This window comes from Mycobacterium sp. NTMscope_Eco_3 (genome assembly GCF_976985685.1).
The window spans coordinates 1972029-1993236 of record NZ_CDRJYZ010000001.1 but is presented as its reverse complement, the minus strand read 5'-3'; the positions used below and the strand labels follow the sequence as shown (position 1 = coordinate 1993236).

Here is a 21208-nt window from a genome sequence, read left to right as displayed (position 1 = left end):
GCCGATCCCTAGGAGATGACCGTGATCGTGACCTCCCAAAAGAATCCGAAGTCCGAGGCCGTCAAAACGGAGCCGGACGTCGGATCGACGGAAGCCGCCCCCGACGATGTCGACGACGTGACCGCCGGGGAGACCGAGGCGGAGGAGCAGGCCGACGAGGGTGGTCTTCTCACACGCAAGCGTCCCGACTCCGAACGCGGCAAACGGCCCTGGAAGCAATACCTGCGCCGCAGCGTACTGCCGCTGTTACTCGTTGCCTCGCTTGCGGTTTCGGGGTTCCTGGGATGGCGGCAGTGGCAAGACCATCAGGTCAAGGTGGCCGGCGAACAGGCCCAGCAGGCGGCCATCGCTTACGCGCAGGTGCTGACGAGCATTGACTCGAATAAGGTCGACGAGAACTTCAGGCAGGTGCTCGACGGCGCGACCGGCGAGTTCAAGGACATGTACACCCAGTCCAGTGTGAAACTTCGGCAGCTACTGATCGACAACAAAGCCACCGCGCATGGGGTGGTGGTGGACTCGGCCATCCAGTCCGCATCCACCAACAAGGTCGTCGTGCTGGTGTTCATCGACCAGACCGTCACCAACACGGCCGCTCCCGACCCGCGCATCGACCGCAGCAGGATCAAGATGACCATGGAAAAGGTCGACGGCCGCTGGCGGGCAAGCAAAGTGCAGCTGCTGTGATGCGCCGGCTCATAGCGGCGTCCGTATTGGCAGCCGCCGCAACGCTTCCCACCTTCCCCGCTGCGCACGCATCGGCCCCGTCGTTCTGTGGCGAGCTCGGCGGGAACTGGGACGGCCAATATTGCCACACCTCGGTGACCTCGGAACGCAACGCCGTGCGCGACATCAAGGTCGCGGTGCCCGAGGATCTGGTCGACAATCCGACCACGGGTCCGGTGATCCGCGACTACCTGCACACCCTGGTCAACAATTGGCGAAACGCCAACTCCAGCATGGCCGCCGACAGCTACGGCGAGGAGAACTTCGAAGTCTTCCGGCACGCCAACCTGCTCAGCGCGGTGTTTCATGAGGACTATCATGCCGACGGCCCCCAGCCGAACAACGCCTATCGGACCTTCACATTCGACATGGCAAGCGGAAGACGGGTGCAGCTGGCGGACCTGACGACGTCAGACCCGCTGACCGCCATTCCCCCACTGGCCCAGCCGTTTGTCCAGACCGCGCTCGACCAGGCGCCGCCGCCGCACGACCCGGGAACCTACCCGTTCGTCGTCGACCGCTGGACGCCGGACGAGGTCTATTCGGGGGCGTACAAGGCGTGGGCGGTGACGCCCGACGAGCTGATCCTCTACATGCCGGACTACCCGGTGGGCCACGACAGCCCGATCAACTTCTCACCCGGCCTGCCGCAGTGGTACATGGACGGGGGCACCGTGCAAGCGCATATTCCGCTGTCCGCCTTGGCTTCCGTGCTGCGCGTCTAAGCGCGCGTCGGCTCGCTCGTGTCGATAGGTGTCGACGCGCTGTCCGTTCTGGTGGCCGCGGTCGAGCGGGTCATCGAAGCCGGGCGGATCCGATCGCAGGATCCGACCGCCGCGGCCACCCAAATCCTCAGTGCTACACACGGATTCGTCCTGCTGACTATGGGCGGATTCATCGACACCCAAGGGCTGCAAGACGTGATGGCCCCGATGGCGGTCAACCTGATGGTGGGTCTCGGCGACACCCGCCGGCGCGCCGAACGCTCCCTGGCCGCCGCGATGAAAGCGCGCGTTTCTCCGGCGCACGACAACTGATGACTCGGCCCCGAACGCCACCGCCCGTCAGCGCGATAGGTGAGCTCGCCTCACGCCGGGCTCGTGGACCGCGGCGGGCTCAGTCCTCCGGGTTGTAGGCGAGGTTGGAGCTGAGCCAGCGCTCACCTTCCTTCAGGGTCCAGCCCTTGCGCCTCGCGTAGTCGGCGACCTGATCCTGGGCCATCCGGCCGACCACGAAGTACTGCGACTGCGGGTGTGAGAAATACCAGCCGCTGACGGCGGCCCCGGGCCACATCGCCATCGACTCGGTCAACTCGATGCCGGTCCGCTCCGTAACGTCCATCAACTTCCAGAGCGTCGCCTTCTCGGTGTGCTCCGGGCAGGCCGGGTAACCCGGGGCGGGCCGGATTCCCTGGTACTTCTCGGCGATGAGTGCCTCGTTGTCCAAGTGCTCGTCGGGCTGGAATCCCCAGAACTCCTTGCGGACCCGCTGGTGCATCCGTTCGGCGAACGCCTCCGCCAGCCGGTCGGCGAGCGACTCCAGCAGGATCGCGCTGTAGTCGTCCAGGGCTGCCTTGAACTCCGCGATCTTTTCTCCGCTGCCGAGCCCGGCGGTGACGGCGAAGGCGCCGATGTAGTCGGCCAGGCCGGTGTCCTTGGGCGCGATGTAGTCGCCCAGCGACCGGTTGGGGATGCCCTCCCGGTGCTCACCCTGCTGACGCAGGTGGTGCAGCGTGGTCAGCACCTCGGTGCGGGTGTCGTCGGTGTAGACCTCGACGTCTTCCACACCCGAGCCGACCGCGTTGGCCGGGAAGAACCCGATCACCGCGTTGGCGGTCAGCCACTTCTCCTTGATCAGGGTGTCGAGCATCTCTTGGGCGTCGTCGTACAGCTTGCGGGCAGCCTCGCCCGAGGCCGGGTTGTTGAGGATGTCGGGGAAGCGGCCCTTCATCTCCCAGGCGTTGAAAAACGGCTGCCAGTCGATGTACTCGCGCAACTCCGCGAGGTCGTAGTCCTTGAACTCCCGCACCCCGAGACCCTGGGCGGGCACCGGCGGCGTGTAGCCGTCCCACTCGATCGGGGTCCGGTTGGCGCGGGCCTTCTCCAGCGTGAGCATCGGGCGCTCGTTCTTCTGCGCGTGCCGCTCGCGCAGCGATGCGTAATCCTTCTCGGTGGCCTCCAGCAGGCCCGGCCGCTGTTTGTCGTCGAGGAGGGCCGCGGCGACCGGAACCGAGCGGGACGCGTCCTTGACCCACACCACCGGACCGGTCCGGCGCGGCGATATCTTCACCGCCGTGTGAGCGCGGGAGGTGGTCGCGCCACCGATCAGCAGCGGGATCTCGAGGCCTTCACGTTCCATCTCGACGGCGAAGTTGGACATCTCGTCCAGTGACGGGGTGATCAGTCCGGACAACCCGATGATGTCGGCGTCGTGCTCCCTCGCCGCGGCCAGGATCTTCTCGGCGGGCACCATCACACCGAGGTCGATCACTTCGAAGTTGTTGCACTGCAAGACAACCCCGACGATGTTCTTGCCGATGTCGTGGACGTCGCCCTTGACGGTCGCCATCACGATCGTGCCGTTGGTGTCCTTGCCTGCCCCGGCGCCGGACTCTTCCTTCTCCGCCTCGATGAACGGCAACAGGTACGCCACGGCCTTCTTCATCACCCGGGCCGACTTCACCACCTGGGGCAAAAACATCTTGCCCGAGCCGAAGAGGTCACCGACGACGTTCATGCCGTCCATCAGCGGGCCCTCGATCACCTCGATCGGGCGACCGCCCGCGTCGGCGATCTCGGCGCGCAATTCCTCGGTGTCGGCATCGACGTGTGCGTCGATGCCCTTGACCAACGCGTGCGTGATCCGCTCGCGAACCGGGAGGCTGCGCCACTCGGCTTCCGCCGCGGCGTCTTTCCCGGACTGGTCCGTGCTGTTGAACCGTTCGGCGATCTCCAGGAGCCGTTCGGCCGCGTCCTCGCGACGGTTCAGGACGACGTCCTCGATGCGGTCCCGCAACTCGGGGTCGATCGAGTCGTAGGGCACCAGCGCGCCGGCGTTGACGATGCCCATGTCCAGGCCGGCCTTGATGGCGTGGAACAAAAACACCGCGTGGATCGCCTCGCGGACGGGGTTGTTGCCCCGGAACGAGAACGACACGTTCGAGATGCCGCCGGAGATGTGCACCCCCGGAAGGTTCTCCTTGATCCAGGCGCAGGCCTCGATGAAGTCGATCCCGTACGTCGCGTGCTCCTCGATACCGGTTGCCAGCGCGAAGCAGTTCGGGTCGAAGATGATGTCCTCGGGCGGAAAGCCGACCTCTTCGGTCAGGATCCGGTAGGCGCGCCCGCAGATCTCCTTGCGGCGCTCCAGGTTGTCGGCCTGACCCTGCTCGTCGAAGGCCATCACGACGACGGCGGCGCCGTACTTGCGGCACAGCCGTGCCTCGCGGATGAACTTCTCCTCGCCCTCCTTCATGGAGATCGAGTTGACGATCGGCTTGCCCTGCACGTTCTTCAGGCCCGCCTCGATGACCTCCCACTTGGAGGAGTCGATCATCACCGGGACGCGGCTGATGTCCGGCTCGGCCGCGATCAGCTTGGTGAACCGGTCCATCGCGGCGACGCCGTCGATCATGCCCTCGTCCATGTTGATGTCGATGACCTGCGCGCCGACCTCGACCTGCTGCAGGGCCACCGACAGCGCGGTGTCGTAGTCCTCGGCCTTGATCAGGTTGCGGAACCGCGCGGAGCCGGTGATGTTGGTGCGTTCACCGATGTTCACGAACAGGGAGTCGTCGGTGATGTTGAGCGGCTCCAGGCCCGAGAGCCGGGTGGCCACCTCGATCTGCGGCACCTCGCGCGGCGGTTTGCCCTCGACGACCTTGGCGATCTCCGCGATGTGCGGCGGCGCCGTCCCGCAGCACCCGCCGACCAGGTTGACCAGGCCGGCCTCGGCGAAGTCGGCGATGTAGCCGGCCTGACGCTCCGGGGTCTCGTCGTACTCGCCGAAGGCGTTGGGCAGGCCGGCGTTCGGGTAGCAGGAGACGAAGGTGTCCGCGATGCGGGACATCTCGGCGATGTAGGGCCTCATCTCCGGCGCGCCCAGGGCGCAGTTGAGGCCCACCGCGATCGGCTTCGCGTGCCTGATCGCGTTCCAGAATGCTTCGGTGACCTGACCGGACAACGTCCGCCCGGACGCGTCGGTGATGGTGCCCGAGACGATCACCGGCCAGCGGCGTCCGCGGTCCTCGAACAGTGTCTCGACGGCGAACACCGCCGCCTTGGCGTTCAGCGAGTCGAAGATCGTCTCGATGATGAGGAGGTCGGCGCCGCCGTCGACCAGGCCGTTGGCGGCTTCGAGGTAGGCGGCGACCAGCTGGTCGTAGGAGACGTTGCGGGCGCCGGGGTCGTTGACGTCCGGCGAGATCGACGCGGTCCGCGTCGTCGGCCCGATGGCGCCGGCGACGTAGCGGGGCTTCTCGGGGGTGCTGTACTCGTCGGCGGCCTTGCGGGCCAGGGCGGCGCCGGCGTAGTTGAGCTCGTAGCTCAGGTCAGCCATGTCGTAGTCGGAGAGCGAGATCGCGTTCGCGTTGAACGTGTTGGTTTCCAGAATGTCGGCGCCCGCCTCGAGGTACTCGCGGTGGATCCCCTCGATGATCTGCGGCTGCGTGAGGTTGAGCAGGTCGTTGTTGCCCTGAAGAGCGGTCGGCCACTCCGTGAACCGATCGCCGCGGTAGCCGGCCTCGTCCGGCCGGTCCCGTTGGATCGCCGTCCCCATCGCGCCGTCGATCACCATGATCCGCTGGCGCAGAGCAGCCGTCAGTGCGGCGGTGCAGTCGGGGCGGACGTTCGGCGCGAAGGTGCTCGATGCGGAGGTGTCCAAGGCGGTCACGTGTAATCCTTCCGTAGCGGAAGGCGTCCTTGACTCTGCCGAGCGTGGCGGAAACCGGCAGTACCCGGATCCGTTGCAACGCCTCTCGACGGTGGAAAGTCTACGTCGTCACCCGACGTCTGGACGCCCCCAGCTCGACCCGATCCACGTGGGGCCACGAGCCCCTCGATCCCCAGCTCGCGGATCGTGTCGGCAATGTCGTAGTTACCAAGGTTAACGAGATTGCAGCCGCACGTATTTCGCCTCGACCGCCGCGACGCCGTTGTGGATGCCCGTCGCAGCGTCGGTGTCGGAGCGGTGTTCGTCAGCGGCAGTCACGCCATAAGAATAGTCGTCCTATGTAAAGCTCCCGGTAAAACGCCCGGCGGGGCTCAATTCGCGGCCACCGCGCCCCGAAGATCGGGGCGGAAGGCCGTACGCTAATTCTGTGACCCCGCCCGACGGCCCCCCCTTTGGCCTCCCTAGTGGCAAGGCCGCATTACCCGAACTGCACCAGACCGTCGTCGTGGCCGCGTTCGAGGGCTGGAACGACGCCGGTGATGCGGCCAGCGACGCGCTCGAACACCTCGAGGCCATCTGGGAAGCGGACCCGATCTTGGAGATCGACGACGAGGCGTACTACGACTACCAGGTGAATCGGCCGGTGATCCGGCAGGTGGATGGGGTGACCCGCGAGCTGGTGTGGCCGGCGATGCGGATCTCGCACTGCCGGCCCCCGGGCAGTGACCGCGACGTCGTGCTGATGCACGGGGTCGAACCCAACATGCGCTGGCGCACCTTCTGCGCCGAGTTGGTGGCCATCGCCGACAAGCTCAACGTGGACACCGTGGTGATCCTGGGCGCCCTGCTGGCCGACACCCCGCACACCCGGCCGGTTCCGGTATCGGGCGCGGCCTACTCCCCCGAGTCCGCGAAGCGCTTCGGGCTCGAGGAAAGCCGCTACGAGGGCCCCACCGGCATCGCCGGGGTGTTTCAGGATGCCTGCGTGGCCGCCGGGATCCCGGCGGTGACGTTCTGGGCCGCCGTGCCGCATTACGTGTCCCAGCCGCCGAACCCGAAGGCGACGGTGGCCCTGCTGCGCCGGGTCGAAGACGTGCTCGACATCGAGGTTCCGCTGGCGGACTTGCCGTCGGACGCCGAGGAATGGGAGCAGGCCGTCACCGAGATGGCCGCCGAGGACGAGGACCTCGCCGAATACGTGCAATCGCTGGAACAGCGCGGCGACGCCGAGGTGGACATGAACGACGCGTTGGGCAAGATCGACGGCGACGCCCTGGCCGCCGAGTTCGAGCGCTATCTGCGCCGCCGCCGCCCCGGCTACGGGCGCTAGTGGCGATCGCGAGCGCGGCGGAGCCGGGCGCAGCGGGTCGCCACCATCGACACTGACGGTGCGCCGGCGAACTTGCCGGCGACCGATCAACTACGGAAGCATCGCTTCGCGACCTACCGATTGGACGTTTCATGGCCGCGTCGCCTGGTGACGGCAACCCCCACGAAGTAGTCGGGGACTTCGGCGAAGACGCCGGTTACCGCAAGGGGCTCAAGCCCCGGCAAGTGCAGATGATCGGCATCGGCGGCGCGATCGGCTCCGGGCTGTTCCTGGGCGCGGGCGGCCGGCTGGCCAAGGCGGGACCCGGGATGTTCCTGGTGTACGCCGTCTGCGGGATATTCGTGTTTTTCATCCTGCGAGCACTGGGCGAGCTGGTCCTACATCGCCCGTCGTCGGGCTCGTTCGTGTCGTATGCGCGCGAATTCTTCGGCGAGAAGGCCGCCTACGCCATCGGCTGGATGTATTTCCTCGGCTGGTCGATGACCGCCATCGTCGACACCACCGCGATCGCCACCTATCTGCGGCGGTGGACGACATTCGAATCGATCCCGCAATGGGTGTTGGCGCTGCTGGCCCTCGTCGTCGTGCTGTCGATGAACCTGATCTCGGTGGAATGGTTCGGTGAGCTGGAATTCTGGGCGGCGCTGATCAAGGTTTTCGCGCTCATCGCCTTCCTGGTCGTGGGCATCGTCTTCGTGGCGGGGCGCTATCGGGTCGACGGCCACAGCACCGGGCTGAGCGTGTGGGCCGACCACGGCGGCCTCTTTCCCTCAGGCGTACTCGCGACGCTGCTGACCACCTCGGGTGTGGTATTCGCCTATGCCGCCGTCGAATTGGTGGGCACGGCCGCCGGGGAGACCGCCGAACCGGAAAAGGTCATGCCGCGCGCGATCAATTCGGTGATCGTTCGCATAGCGATCTTTTACGTCGGATCGGTTGCGCTGCTGGCGTTGCTGCTGCCGTACACCTCCTACAAGGCCACCGAAAGCCCTTTTGTCACTTTCTTTTCCACGATCGGCTTCCACGGCGCCGGGGACCTGATGAACGTGGTCGTGCTCACCGCAGCCCTGTCGAGCCTGAATGCGGGGCTGTATTCCACCGGCCGCATCATGCACTCGATGGCCTCGAGTGGCAGCGCCCCCAGGTTCGCGACCCGGATGTCCAAGAACGGTGTGCCGTACGTCGGCATCACGATGGCGGCCGCCATCTGCCTGTTCGGCATTGCCCTGAATGCGGTCAATCCCGGCGAAGCCTTCGAGATCGTGCTCAACATCGTGGCGCCGGGCATCATCGCGTGCTGGGCGACCATCGTGTTGTGTCAACTGCGCGCCTACCGGCTGGCCAAGGCCGGGCTGTTGCAACGACCACGGTTTCGCATGCCGTGGGCGCCGTATTCGGGCTACCTCACACTGGCGTTCCTGGCCGCCGTCCTGGTCATGATGGCCTTCGACAAACAGACCGGCACCTGGACCATCGGCACGGTGGTGGTGGTCATCCCGGCGCTGAGCGCCGGATGGTTCCTGGTGCGCAACCGGGTGGCGGCCGTCGCGTCGCAGCGCGCGGCACAGACCGGCTAGTTACCGAGGCCTTGGTTATAGGCGCTCGTGGAGCGGCCGAGCGCGGCGACCTGGGCGTCCAGTTGGGGCAACAGCTCGGCGGTGGATTTGTGCAGGGGCAGTTCGCCGACCGAACTGGACAGCACCGGCTTGACCCAGCGGAACAGGGCCACCCAGCGCGGGCAGTACACGCGGGTGCGCCGGTGCTGGATGCCCTTGACGAACGCGGCCGCGCATTTGTCGACGGTCGTCGTCTTGTTCAGCGGCCACGGGAAGCTGGCCAGCAGTTGGTTGAACGCGGACAGGTCGGTCTGGGTGTCACGGACCAGCGCGGTGTCGATCCAGGACATATGCGCCGAGCCGACGCTCACGCCGTGGCGGGCCACCTCCAGCCGCAGCGCATTGGCGAACATCTCGACGCCGGCCTTGGAGGCGTTGTAGGGCGCCAGCCCGGGAGCCGCCGTGTACGCGGCCAGCGAGGAGACGATCAGCACATAGCCGCGACGCTCGATCACCGCGGGCAAGGTGGCGCGGACCGTGTGAAAGACACCGAGCACGTTGATGTCGAGCACCCGCTTGAACGCGTCGGGGTCGACCTGGGCCACCGACCCGTAACTCATGATGCCGGCGTTGGCCACCACGACGTCGATGCCGCCGAACCGCTCGACGGCGCGAGCGGCGGCGGCCTGCATCGCTGACAGGTCGCGCACGTCGGCGACCGCGGTCAGCACCCGGTCTTCGCCGAGGTCGGCGGCGAGCGCCTTCAGGTCGGCTTCGTTGAGATCGGTCAGGACGAGCTTGGCGCCCTTGGCGCACAGCCGGCGCGCGACCTCGGCCCCGATCCCCCGGGCACCGCCGGTGATGAAAACGACTTTGTCCCCCAGCGACGTCATGACCGCCAACGTACCGCGCGGTGGTCCGTGTGAAGGCCCCCGCGGGGCTCTCGACCAACTGCGAGGCATCCTCGGTCCGGCTCTACCGGGGTGGGCCAAGGTCGGCGCCGACAGATTTGCGCCCACGGCCACCGCCCGCCATGGATCAGCAGACGGATAAATTACGCACGAATGGAATTAGCGCCCAATTAAATTGACTCCACCGAAAGCACGTTCTATTTAGCGCGCGTCTTACAAATGCCGCGCAGTGTTGCAATGGACGATGCCGATCTCCGGCCAGTGGTGGGGCCAGTCTTTCGCAGCGGCGGTTTTCCGGGTTAACCACTACGCTAACTCGGCGCTTCCACTACTCTATTTCGCTCTCACCTTGCCCGACGACACCAGAGCCGACCGTAGGCTCCCGGCATGACACGCAATTGCGCATGTCGGCGGGGGCTGCTGGATCACGATCGACGTCGTGGCCCCACCGCCAGCGACCTCGGTAGACCGTTCAGGCGGCAACGCCGAACGTTACCGAAACTAAGTCGAATTCGGCCATATCCCCTAAGCCACCGGCGCGCGGTGGCCCCGCCAACCCAGTCACCGCGCGCCGGATTAAACAACGCATCCGCCTGGTCGGCTTGAGTTCGTAAAGGGAGGGATGATGCCCAGAAAATCGACTCCATCTAATCTTCCCGTGTGGAAATTTGTGTCCCATACGAACTTGGGTGATCTTGACACCTATCTCTGGCATCGTCAGGGCAGCAACCTATTCTGCTGGCGCCCGGTGGGAAAGACGTGGAATGCAGCGACAAAGAAGAACGTTGCGGGATGACGGACGTAACTGAATTCGCCGGCTAAAAGACGAAGAAAACAACGCAATCGTAGCTACATCGGCAGCGCGGGCGGAGCACACCAAATTTCTACGCGCCCCGACCAGACGGTCTGCGGAGCCGCCGAGCATCCATCCCCTCGATAAAGAGACGTCCGCCTACGCGTTCAGGCGGGCGAACTGACCTTGCCGGTATTGCTCCACGCACGCCGCCCGCCGAACCTTGCCACTCGTGGTGATCGGTATCGAACCGGGCGTCACCAGAACCAGATCCGCGACGCCGATGCCGTGCGAGTTGGAGACCGCCGAGGTGACTTCGCGCTCGACGACGGTGAGCTTGTCCGCCCCCTTTTCGTGGGACGCGCCCTGGTTCTTGACTTCGATGATGACGACAAGCTTTTCCATGCCCCCCTGCGGAACCGCTATCGCCGCGCACCGGCCCCGGGTGATCTCCTGGACCGTCGCCTCGATGTCGTCGGGTGAGTGGTTACGCCCGTAGACGATCAACAGATCCTTGATGCGGCCGATGATGAACAGCTCGCCGTCGAAAAAGAATCCCGAGTCGCCGGTTCGCAGCCACGGCGCTTCGGGTACGCCGGCCAACGGTGCGGCCAGTCGATCGCCGAACGTGCGTTCAGTCGCGCGGGCCTTCTGCCAGTAGCCCATGGCAACGTTGTCACCGTGAATCCAGATTTCGCCGACGGTTCCCTCCGGGCACTCCATCCTGGTGTCGGGGTCGACGATGCGAATCATCGGTGACCGCGGCGCCCCGTAGCTGATCAGCGTTGTCCCGGTTGCGCGTTCGCAGCGCGCCGCGGTGCCGGTGGCCAGCTTCTCGGAATCGAAGTGCACCATTTTCGGCGGCTGCGCCGGCGTGCGGGTCAACGCGTACACCGTCGCCTCTGCGAGTCCATAGGCCGGCCGTACCGCTTTGTCGGGCAAATTGAAGCGCGCGAACCGCTCGGTGAACCGCCGCAACGTCGCAGGATGCACACGTTCGCTGCCGCTGAGGATGACCAGCACATCGCCCAGATCCAGTCCGGCCATATCCTCGCCCGATGTTTTGCGTGCCGCCAATTCGAAAGCGAAGTTCGGCGCCGCCGAAAATGCGTGACGTTCCGTGGCAAGCGATTGCATCCACCGGGCTGGTCGCTGCAGGAACGACACCGGACTCGTCAGCACAGCGCGAATTCCGCCCAAAACCGGTGCGCACACTCCCAGTATCAAACCCATGTCGTGATAAAACGGCAGCCACGAGACAATGGTCGTGTCTGGTGGGGCGACGCCTCCGTACTCCGCGCAGAAGTCGGACATGACCTGCCCGAAATTTGCCAGCAAGTTCCTATGCGAGACCATCACCCCGGCGGGTTGACGGGTCGATCCGGACGTGTACTGCAAATACGCCAGCCCTAGGTGATCAGAGCCCCCGGCGCCGGACCCTGTCCGGGCGTCCAGGCCCAGCCGGTCGACCTGAACGACGGATGGAACGGGTCCGCCGGATTGCGACTTGACGTATCCGGCAACGGTTTCCGCGGCTGAGGACGTTGTGAGAATGACAGTCGGCGACGCGTCGCGCAGCACCGAACCGACGCGCTCATCGCTGACGCCCCCCAGCGGAAGCGCAAGCGGAACCGCGACCTGTCCCGCGTGCAATGCGCCGAGGAAAGCCACGATGTAATCCAGCCCCTGCGGGGCCATTATCACAGCACGGTCGCCCGTCGACCCGTAATGCTGAAGTCCCCGTGCAACATTCATCGTTCGCCGATGCAGCTGAGACCACGTCAGGCTTTCGGCAATCCCGTTCCAGTCCTGCTCGTAATCAATGAAGGTGAACGCCGTGTCGTTGGGCTGCAAGCTGGCGCGTTCACACAGCAGGTTCGAAATTGACGTTTCAACCATGATCACTCCATCCCGGCTCGGCCGGGGGTCCAAAAGGGTTTGGTGCGTATTTGGCGTCGGTCCCAACCACGTTCGGTGGTCAGGATTTTGCGCAAGGTCTGGACGGTGCGCGCCTCGCCGGCGAGGTAGGCGACACCGGGATAGGCGGGCAGCGGGAGGCTACGTAGGGCGTCGGCGAGCACGGCAGAGTTCGCGGCTGGGGCGTCACCGCGCTCGACCCGGGTCAGGGGGGCGGCCAGGGGAAGGTGGTCGGTGTCGGTCGCGGCCTCGATCACGCCGTAAACCTCGGCGGTTGGGTGCAGAGATCGAAGCATCGCGGCGAACGCGACCGACGCGGTTTCTTCGCCGGAGAAAACGTGGTAGGGCGCGTCGCGGCGGATGACGAATTTGCCCTGGGGCCGGGTGAACTCGGCGTGGTCTCCGACGGAGGTGGCCGTCGCCCAGCGTCTGGCGGGTGTCGCGCCCTTCGGGTGACCGTCGTGGTCGACCATCACGATGTCGAGCGCGCCGAGGTCGGGGTCGACGTTGTAGATGGAATACGCGCGTAGCACCGGGTAGGGGCGCAGCCGCAGAACGGAATCACGCAGACTCGCGACCTGCAGCCGGACATGCTGACCCGGCGTCCAGGTCAGTCCCTGCAGCCGCGGGGCGCTGAACCGGATGCGGCGCATTATTGGTGTCAGCCTTTCGATCTCGCTGACGATTGCAGAGAGGAAAACAGCGTCTCGCAGCGTACTGATGAGCGGGAAACGTTCGATGAGTGTGGCCACGAAGCACTCCAAAAGGTTTTCGGTGGTCGACGGTTGGGCGCCGGTCCGCTCAGTAGTTGTTGCAGGTGCTGAAGACGCGCTGGACGAGGTCAAACTGCTGGTCAGCGCCTGGCTGGCCGGCCAGCATCTGGGCCATCTGCTGGCGTTGACTCGGCGGCGAGGCGAGGAACTGACGCAAGAAGGAGACGCTCTCCGGCGAAGAGTTGAATTGCGCGGCGGCTTGCGGGTCCGCCGCCTGCAGCGCCGAGATCACCTGCCCGTAATTGCAAGTGGTGTTGACGAAAGGAGTCAGGTCCCGATCGGCGGTCGCGAGGCCGGCCCCGGCGGTCAACGACAATGCCAGGCCGCAAACCCCGACAGCGAATCGGGTCAACGATGGCGTGGCCAATTGGACACCTCCTGAACTGGAGTGAACTCGAGGTGCAATTCCTTGAGGCGCCTGAACAACAGGGTGCGGTCCCAATTGAGCCGACGAGCGCCGGGGGGACCGTGCTCGGCCTCTGAAAGCCGAATGTCGCGCGTCCGGGCCAGGATTCGTTCCAGGCTCACGCGCACTTCGGCGCGCGCAATGGGGGCGCCCGGGCACGTGTGAACACCACGGCCGAACGCCATGTGATGCAATATGTTGGGGCGGTCGAGGCGGAATTCGTCAGGATCGTCGAACCGCCGTGGATCGCGGTTTGCCGCACCGTTCATCACCAGTACGCTGGTGCCGGCTTGCACATCGAGGTCGCCGATCCTGGTGGTGCGCCGCGCCAGGCGGAAATTCGATTTGATCGGACTTTCGAAGCGCAGCATCTCCTCGATAAAGGCGGGAATCTTTGAATTGTCTTCGCGCAGCTGCTCTTGCAAGTCCGGTCGCTCCGCCAGCGTGAGCATCGACAGACTCAGCAGGTCGATCGTCGTGCCGTGGCCGGCGGCGTACATGAAGGTGGCAACGCGGGCGACGTCTATCGCGTCGGGTGTCGTGCCGTCGGGAAACTTTGCCAGCGCAAGCTCGGTGAGGATGTCGTCGCGCGGATTGCGTCGCCGTTCCTCGACGTACTCGACGAACCACTCCTCTTTCACGCCAACAAAACCGCTGCGATCGCCTTCGAGTCTGCTGGCTCGCGCAGCGCTGCGGAATCGCTCGCGGTCGGCCTCGGGTACGTCCAGCAGGTCGGTGATCGCGTCGAGCGTGAACGGGAAGTTGTAGTCGAAGACGATCTCGCACTTGCCCTTCGCGACGAAGCGGTTGAGTTGTTCGTCGGCAAGACGCCACAGGAAGTCCTCGTTGTTCTTGAGCTGCTTCGGCGTGAACAACCGGCTCAACAGCGACCGGTGCGCGGTGTGCTTCGGTGGATCGAACGTAATGAAGTAGTCGCCGAACGTAACCCTCTTGCGGTGCCGCTCGATCACATCCGAGATGTCGTCGCTGTCGGTTTTGGTCGGAATCCCCGACCATGGTCCGCTGACGATATTGCATACCGAGAAGGTCTTCTCGGCGTCGCGCTGCACCGCGAGGGCCTCGTCGTATCCCGACACCATCACCACGCCGTGCGCCGGCTCACGCCATACCGGGCAACGACGGATCGCGTCGTAGTAGTCGTACGGGTCGTCGACGACCGACTTGTCGGTGAAGAAGTCGACGTTCTCGAGTCCGCTCCGAGCGGACTTTCCTGTGATCGTGTGATCAGTAGCCATGATTCAAACCCTTTCAGCCTCACGCCGCGTCCGCGGGCGCCAGCTTTTCGCACAGCAGTTCCGCCAGACCGCGAATGGTGCCAATGGCGGCGATGTCGGCGGGCGTCACGCGGATGCCCGTTTCGTTCTGGATGCGGGTAAGTAGTTCGAGGCCGCCCAGCGAGTCGAGGCCGTACTCGGACAGCGGACGGTCGGGGTCGATGTTGCGACGCAGGATCAGGCTGACCTGGTCGGAAATCAGGCGCCGCAGCCGGGTAGGCCACTCGTCCAAGGCCAGCTCCTCGAGCTCGGCACGCAGTTTGCTTGTGCCCGTTGCGCTTTGCCCGTTGGAGCGGAACGCTTCGGCGAAGGGACTGCGCTGGGCGAAAGCGGTCAACCACGGTGTGCCCGTTATCGGGGCATAGCCCGTGCACGCGCGGTCGTGGCGCAGCAGCGCTTCCAACGCATAAGCGCCTTCGTCGGGAGCTATGGCGGCGGCGCCTTCGGCCAAGGCGGTGCCGCGCCCTATCTGCGCCCAGGCACCCCACGCGATCGCGGTGGCCGGCAGACCCCGAGCCCGGCGCCAGCGGGTGAAGGCGTCCAGCCAGCTGTTGGCCGCGGCGTAGGCACCCTGCCCGGGCGACCCCACCAGCGCGGCGGCCGAGGAGAACGAGCAGAACCAGTCCAATGGCTGCGAAGCGGTCGCGGTGTGCAAATTCCATGCACCGTAAACCTTTGGCGCCCAGTCACGCTCGATGAGCTCGTCGGTGATGTTGGTCAGCGTGGCATCCTCGATCACCGCCGCCAGATGCAGTACGCCGCGCACCGGAAGCCCGGTGGCGGTCGCCGTGGCCACCAAACGCTCAGCCGTGCCGGCCTCGACTATGTCGCCGCACTCCACCGCGACGTCGGCACCGATCGCGCGGATGCGCTCGATCGTCTCCCACGCCTGGGGAGTTGGTTGCGAGCGCGAGGACAGCACGATACGCCCGCAGCCGGCCCCCGAACCAGGCGAAGCCATCTTCTCGGCCAAGAACAGCCCCAGGCCGCCAAGCCCGCCGGTGATGATGTAGGCGCCATCGCGGCGGAAGACCCCGACCCGCTCCGGCGGCACCACGACGCGGCTGCGGCCGGTGTGCGGGACATCGAGCACGAGCTTGCCGGTGTGCTGGGCGCCGCTCATCGCCCGAATCGCGGTGGCGGCGTCGGCAAGCGGGTAGTGCGTGCTTTGCGGCATCGGCAACGAGCCGTCCGCGGTGAGCCGGCACACCGTGTTCAGCAAGTCTCGCAGCCGGTCCGGGTGGCTGAATGACATCAACGCCAGGTCAAGGGCGTAGAACGTCAGGTTGCGCCGGAACGGGAAGAGCCCCAATCGGGTGTCGCCGTAGATGTCGCGTTTGCCGATCTCGACGAATCGTCCACCGAATGCCAGCAATTCGATGCCCGCGCGCTGGGCGGCGCCGATGAGCGAGTTGAGCACGATGTCCACGCCATAGCCGTCGGTGTCACGGCGTATCAGGTCGGCGAACTCTACGCTTCGCGAGTCGTAGACGTGCTCAATGCCCATGTCGCGCAGTAATTGTCGACGTTGCTCAGTGCCGGCGGTGGCGAAGATCTCGGCACCCGCGGCCCGGGCGATGGCGATTGCCGCCTGTCCGACCCCGCCGGTCGCGGAGTGGATCAGCACCCGGTCACCGGACCCGATTCGGGCCAACTCGTGCAGCCCGTAATAGGCGGTGGCGTGCGCGGTCGTCACCGCCGCCGCCTGGTCATCGGCCAGGCCGGCCGGCAGCGTGACAGCCAGGCGCGCGTCGCAGGTGAGGAAGGTACCCCAGCAACCGTCGGCGCTCAGGCCCCCGACGTGATCACCCACCTTGTGGCCGGTCACGTCCGGTCCGACCGCGGTCACCACGCCGGCGAAGTCGGTGCCCAGCTGCGGTAGCCGACCCTCGAAAGCGGGGTAACGGCCGAACGCGACGAGAACGTCGGCGAAGTTGATGCTGGACGCGCTGACCGCGACCTCGATCTGTCCCGGTCCCGGTGGAACGCGGTCGCAGGCAACGAGTTCGAGTGACTCCAGATCGCCGGGGGTGCGGATCTGCAGCCGCATCCGGTCGCACTCGTGGTTGGCGACGGCGGTTTGTCGCTCCTCGGGGAGCAGTGGAGCAGGGCACAATCGCGCGTGGTACCACGCGCCGTTGCGCCAGGCGGTCTCGTCCTCCTCCGACCCGCAGAGCAGTTGCTGGGCCAGTTGCTCGGCATCGGTGGATTCGTCCACATCGATCTGGCTGGCGCCCAGATGCGGGTGTTCCATGCCGATCACGCGGACCAGGCCGCGCAGCCCGGCCTGCCCGAGGTTGGGCTCGTCGTTGGACACCACGGTTTGGGCGTTGCGGGTCACGACATACAAGCGCGGCGGTTCGCCAGGAAGGTCCGCCAACTCACGGGCGATGCGCACCAGATGTTGCACGTAGTCCCGGCCCAGAAGCGCACCCTGGTCGTCAGCGTCGCCGTTTTTCGGCCCGGTGAGAATCACCACACCGGTGAATCCATCGGCGCGCAAATGATTTCCGAGCTGCTCCGCATTTGAGATGTGGTCGATCTGCTGCGGCCACGACATCGTGGTGCAGTGCACCCCATGGTTTTTCAGGGCGTCGGCTAACGTGCTGGCCCCCACATCCGCGGTGGTGGTAGTGCTGATCAGCAGCCAGCTTCCGGCGTCGGTGTGGTCCGGCTCGGGCAATTCTCGTTGCCGCCATTCGATGGTCAGCAGCCGCTCGGCCATAACGCGATCCTTATTGCCGCTCTCGGACGCGCTGGCGCCCACTCGCAGCCCCCGCACGGTTACCAGGACTGCCCCGTGCTCGTCGAGCACGTCGATGTCGGCCTCGACGCCGGAGGTATCGGCTTTGGTCACGCGGGTGTAGCAGTAGTGAGCGTTGCGGGCAGCGCTGTAGGAGCGGAGTCGACGGATACCCAACACCAACCCCAGCGCACCTTCGCCCAGGGCCTGGACGTCCGGATGAGCTTCAACGGACTGGAAACAGGCGTCCAGCAGTGCGGGGTGCACGCCGTAAGCCGCTTGTTGCGAGCGGATTTGGCGGGGTAGCGCCACCTCGGCCAGGACGGTGCCGGTCGCCTCCTCGCCGGTGTGGACGTCTCCCAGACCGGCGAACGCGGGACCGTACTGAACTCCGCGTTGGTCCATGCGCCTGCGTACCTCGGCGCCGTCATCGCAACTTCCATGCTCGGCGAGCAGCGCGGGCACGTCATACGCGGGCGGCTGCTCATCCGCTGCGGCCCGGAGGACTGCGGCAGCATGCCGCGTGTGTTCGCCGCCCTGATTCGACTCGACGGTGAATTCGACGACGCCCGGGGAGGACAACGACGCCGAGGCGCCGATCGTGGTCTGCTCATCGAGCAGGAGCGCCTGCTCGAAGCGGATGTCACGAACCTCGACCGTCTCGCCCAGCACGGTACGCGCGGCGGCTAACGCCATCTCGCAGTAGGCGGCCCCCGGAAGCACGACCACATTGCGGATCTGGTGGTCGGCGAGCCAGGGCTGGGCGGCGGTGCCGACCTCGGCCTGCCACAAGTGGCGCTCGGGCTCCTCCTGCAGGTGCACGTGCGAGCCCAGCAGTGGATGTACCGAAACGGTGCAACCACCATGTGGTGGGGAGTCCTGACCGTCGCCGCTCAACCACAGCCGGCGGTGCGTCCAGGTCGGCAGCGGCGCGTCGACGAGCCGCCCGGTCGAATAGAGCACGGAGAAATCGACCGCGGCGCCCGCCCCGTGCAGATCCGCCACAAAGCCCAGCAGCCCGTGCGGAAGCGCTTGTTCGCGACGCATACCGGCCAGTGCGGCGATCGGCATCTCGCGACTGCGGGCGGTCTGCTCGAGGGCGCGGACCAGCAGGGGGTGTGGCGCCAGCTCGGCGAAGACCCGGTAGCCGTCCTCCAAAGCCGCCTGCACGGCCGTGGCGAATCGCACCATCCGGCGCATATTGTTCGCCCAGTAGCGGGCGTCGCAGATTGGCTGCTCGCGCGGGTCGAACAATGTCGCCGAGTAGTAGGGAACTTCCGGCGTCATCGGGCTGATCTCTGCGAGTACGTCGGTCAGCTCGCCCATGATCGGATCGACCTGGGGCGAATGGAAGGCGACATCGGTGGGGACCTCGCGCGCCATCACATCACGCTGCTCCCAGGCCGCGACCAGGTCGCGAACCGTTGGCGCGGCGCCGGCAATCACCGTGGACTGCGGCGAGGCCACCACCGCCACCACCACGTCGTTGATACCGCGTGCCGTCAGTTCCGAAAGCACTTGCTGCGCGGGCAATTCCACCGATGCCGTGGCTCCGGAACCGGCAACGCGGGACATCAGCCGCGAGCGGCGGCAGATCACCCGCACCCCGTCTTCCAGCGATATCGCACCCGCGACGACAGCTGCCGCGGCCTCGCCGAGGGAGTGCCCGATCACCGCGCCCGGGCGCACTCCGTATGCCTTCATCGTCGCGGCCAGCGCGACCTGCATGGTGAACAGCGTCGGCTGGACCCGGTCTTGACCCGTCACGACCCGCGGCGCCGAAATCGCCTCGGTCACCGAGAATCCCGACTCCCGGGCGATCAGTGGCTCGGCTTGCGCGACGGTGGCGGCAAACACCGGTTCGGTCGCCAGCAGGTCTGCACCCATCGCCGCCCATTGCGAACCCTGCCCGGAGAACACCCAAACCGGCCCGCGGTCGTCCTGTCCGACCGCGGCCGGATACGGAGCATCGCCGTCGGCAACCTCGCGCAGAGCCACGACGAGCCCGGCGCGGCTATCCGCGATGACCGCGGTGCGTACCGGGCGGTGCGCGCGGCGGCGCGCCAGGGTGTAGGCCAGGTCGGGCAACGCCAGATCGTCATGTGCTCGCACCCAGTCGGCGAGCCGGCCGGCGGTGTGGCGCAGTTCATCGGCCGAGGTGGACGACAGCGGGAATATCAGCGGTTCCGTCGTCGACGATTCGGCCTGGGATACACCGGTTTTCACAGCCTGTTCGGGTGCTTGTTCGACGATGGCGTGCACGTTGGTTCCCGACAGGCCATACGACGACACCGCCGCCCTTCGTGGGTGGTGCCCGTTGGTGACCCAGGGTGTAGTCTCCTGCGGCACAAAGAGTTTCGTATCGATTTTGGCTAGGTCATCGGGTAACCGGGTGAAGTGCAGATTCCGGGGAACCACACCATGCTGCAGCGCGAGGATCGCCTTCATCATCCCGAGCGCTCCGGAGGCCGCCTGCGCATGGCCGAAGTTGGTCTTCACCGACGCCAGCGCGCAGGGGCCCTCGACGCCGTAAACGGTGGCCAGGCTGGCGTATTCGATCGGGTCACCCACCGGGGTGCCGGGCCCGTGCGCCTCGACCATGCCAACCGTGCCGGCGTCCACACCGGCGGCGGCCAAAGCCGCCTGATACACCGCGGTCTGCGCGGTCTTCGACGGGGTGGCGATGTTCACCGTATGACCGTCCTGATTTGCGGCCGTCCCGCGCACCACGGCAAGGATCCGATCACCGTCTCGTAGCGCGTCGGACAACCGCTTGAGTAGCAGCATCACGCTGCCCTCGCCGCCCACGAACCCGTCGGCCGCGACGTCAAACGCGTGGCAGCGTCCGGTCGGCGACAGCATGCCCTCGGCTGACCCCGCGGCGAACTTCCGCGGGTCCAACGCCAGCGTGGCGCCACCCGCCAGGGCGAGGTCGCTTTCGCCCTCGTGCAGGCTGCGGCAGGCCAGGTGTATCGCCGTCAGGCCGGACGAACACGCGGTGTCCACAGTCAATGCGGGGCCGTGGACCCCCAGCGCGTAGGCGATGCGCCCGGACGCCAGGCTGAAGTTGCTGCCGGAAAAGCCGTACGCGCCCTCCACGGAGTGGGCGTCGGCGGCCAGCAATTGGTAGTCGCCATGCGTCAATCCCATGAACACACCGGTCAGCGAGTCGGCGATTCGCTCCCGCGTAAGACCGGCGTGTTCCATGGCCTCCCATGAGGTCTCCAAAAGCAGCCGGTGTTGCGGATCCATCGCGGTCGCCTCCCGCTCGTTGATCCCGAAGAACTCGGGATCGAAGCCGGCGACGTCGTCGATGAATGCGCCCCACCGCGATACCGACCGGCCCGGCACACCCGGCTCGGGATCGTAGTACTCATCGGCATCCCAACGGTCGGGCGGGATTTCGGTAACCAGGTCGTCGCCGCGCAACAACGCCGCCCACAACTGCTCCGGCGAGTCGATAGCTCCGGGTAGGCGGCACGCCATGCCGATCACGGCAACAGGAGTGACAGGAACGGTGCCGATCGCGGGCGGAGATTCGGCCGCGGGCGAGCGCTGCATGACGTCGTCGATCGGGTATGTAGTCATTTCGCCTCCTCACAGCGACGGCCGAGCGGCTTGTCCGTTGCGCGCACACCGTCAGGTGCAAATGGAACTCGGAGACGGCGGCCATGCAGGATGAGCGATCGGCTGCCAGAGTCGTCGAACGTATTGATACTCACCAGTCCTCCAAAGTTCGCTTTTGCATGAGCCGAACAGATCGGTGCACTCGCTATTGCTGGCCGGGCGCTCTAAGGCATGGCCCGGAAGGACTCGACGATGTGCATGATCAGAGCGTCGTGGGTTTCAATCCTGTTGTCAGGCTTAT

Annotated in this window: 12 protein-coding genes; 5 read left to right on the top strand and 7 right to left on the bottom strand. The window is 66.1% G+C overall.

Features of this window, described 5'->3' with window-relative positions:
* Nucleotides 1–15: 15 nt before the first annotated feature.
* The 3 genes from AC0KTM_RS09130 to AC0KTM_RS09120 are packed head-to-tail and all read left to right on the top strand — an operon-like array spanning nucleotide 16 to nucleotide 1763.
* Nucleotides 16–687 (top strand): tetratricopeptide repeat protein, encoded by a 672-nt coding sequence (locus AC0KTM_RS09130; RefSeq protein ID WP_472415464.1) that lies wholly within the window; start codon nucleotides 16–18, stop codon nucleotides 685–687.
* Nucleotides 687–1451 (top strand): mannan-binding family protein, encoded by a 765-nt coding sequence (locus AC0KTM_RS09125; protein WP_275254687.1) that lies wholly within the window; start codon nucleotides 687–689, stop codon nucleotides 1449–1451. The genes AC0KTM_RS09130 and AC0KTM_RS09125 overlap by 1 nt, the downstream gene beginning before the upstream one ends.
* A gap of 18 nt (nucleotides 1452–1469) precedes the next feature.
* Nucleotides 1470–1763, top strand: coding sequence for a hypothetical protein (locus AC0KTM_RS09120; RefSeq protein ID WP_238957918.1), 294 nt, complete (start codon nucleotides 1470–1472; stop codon nucleotides 1761–1763).
* 79 nt (nucleotides 1764–1842) lie between these two features.
* Here AC0KTM_RS09120 and metH read toward each other — a convergent pair whose 3' ends face one another.
* Nucleotides 1843–5616 (bottom strand): methionine synthase, encoded by a 3774-nt coding sequence (gene metH / locus AC0KTM_RS09115; protein WP_225326881.1) that lies wholly within the window; start codon nucleotides 5614–5616, stop codon nucleotides 1843–1845.
* 427 nt (nucleotides 5617–6043) lie between these two features.
* Here metH and AC0KTM_RS09110 point away from each other — a divergent pair, with 427 nt between their 5' ends.
* A complete protein-coding gene (locus AC0KTM_RS09110; protein WP_225326882.1) occupies nucleotides 6044–6946 on the top strand; it encodes a PAC2 family protein in 903 nt (300 codons plus the stop codon).
* 131 nt (nucleotides 6947–7077) lie between these two features.
* The gene (locus tag AC0KTM_RS09105) at nucleotides 7078–8523 is read left to right on the top strand and encodes an amino acid permease (protein ID WP_238957917.1); all 1446 of its coding nucleotides are present in this window, start codon (nucleotides 7078–7080) and stop codon (nucleotides 8521–8523) included.
* On the opposite strand, the gene AC0KTM_RS09100 is transcribed toward AC0KTM_RS09105, so the two are convergent.
* The 6 genes from AC0KTM_RS09100 to pks2 form a co-directional block, all read right to left on the bottom strand.
* Nucleotides 8520–9395, bottom strand: a complete 876-nt coding sequence (locus tag AC0KTM_RS09100; RefSeq protein WP_238957916.1) for an SDR family oxidoreductase — start codon at nucleotides 9393–9395, stop codon at nucleotides 8520–8522. The genes AC0KTM_RS09105 and AC0KTM_RS09100 overlap by 4 nt on opposite strands.
* 970 nt (nucleotides 9396–10365) lie before the next feature.
* The gene (locus AC0KTM_RS09095) at nucleotides 10366–12105 is read right to left on the bottom strand and encodes an AMP-binding protein (protein WP_238957915.1); all 1740 of its coding nucleotides are present in this window, start codon (nucleotides 12103–12105) and stop codon (nucleotides 10366–10368) included.
* Nucleotides 12106–12107: 2 nt separating this feature from the next.
* Nucleotides 12108–12875 (bottom strand): siderophore-interacting protein, encoded by a 768-nt coding sequence (locus AC0KTM_RS09090; protein ID WP_238957914.1) that lies wholly within the window; start codon nucleotides 12873–12875, stop codon nucleotides 12108–12110.
* 49 nt (nucleotides 12876–12924) lie between these two features.
* Nucleotides 12925–13263, bottom strand: a complete 339-nt coding sequence (locus tag AC0KTM_RS09085) for a hemophore-related protein (protein WP_238957913.1) — start codon at nucleotides 13261–13263, stop codon at nucleotides 12925–12927.
* Complete coding sequence (locus AC0KTM_RS09080; protein WP_238957912.1) at nucleotides 13245–14558, bottom strand: cytochrome P450; 1314 nt, start codon at nucleotides 14556–14558, stop codon at nucleotides 13245–13247. The genes AC0KTM_RS09085 and AC0KTM_RS09080 overlap by 19 nt, the downstream gene beginning before the upstream one ends.
* Nucleotides 14559–14577: 19 nt before the next feature.
* Complete coding sequence (pks2, locus tag AC0KTM_RS09075; RefSeq protein ID WP_472415463.1) at nucleotides 14578–20928, bottom strand: sulfolipid-1 biosynthesis phthioceranic/hydroxyphthioceranic acid synthase; 6351 nt, start codon at nucleotides 20926–20928, stop codon at nucleotides 14578–14580.
* Nucleotides 20929–21208: the final 280 nt, after the last annotated feature.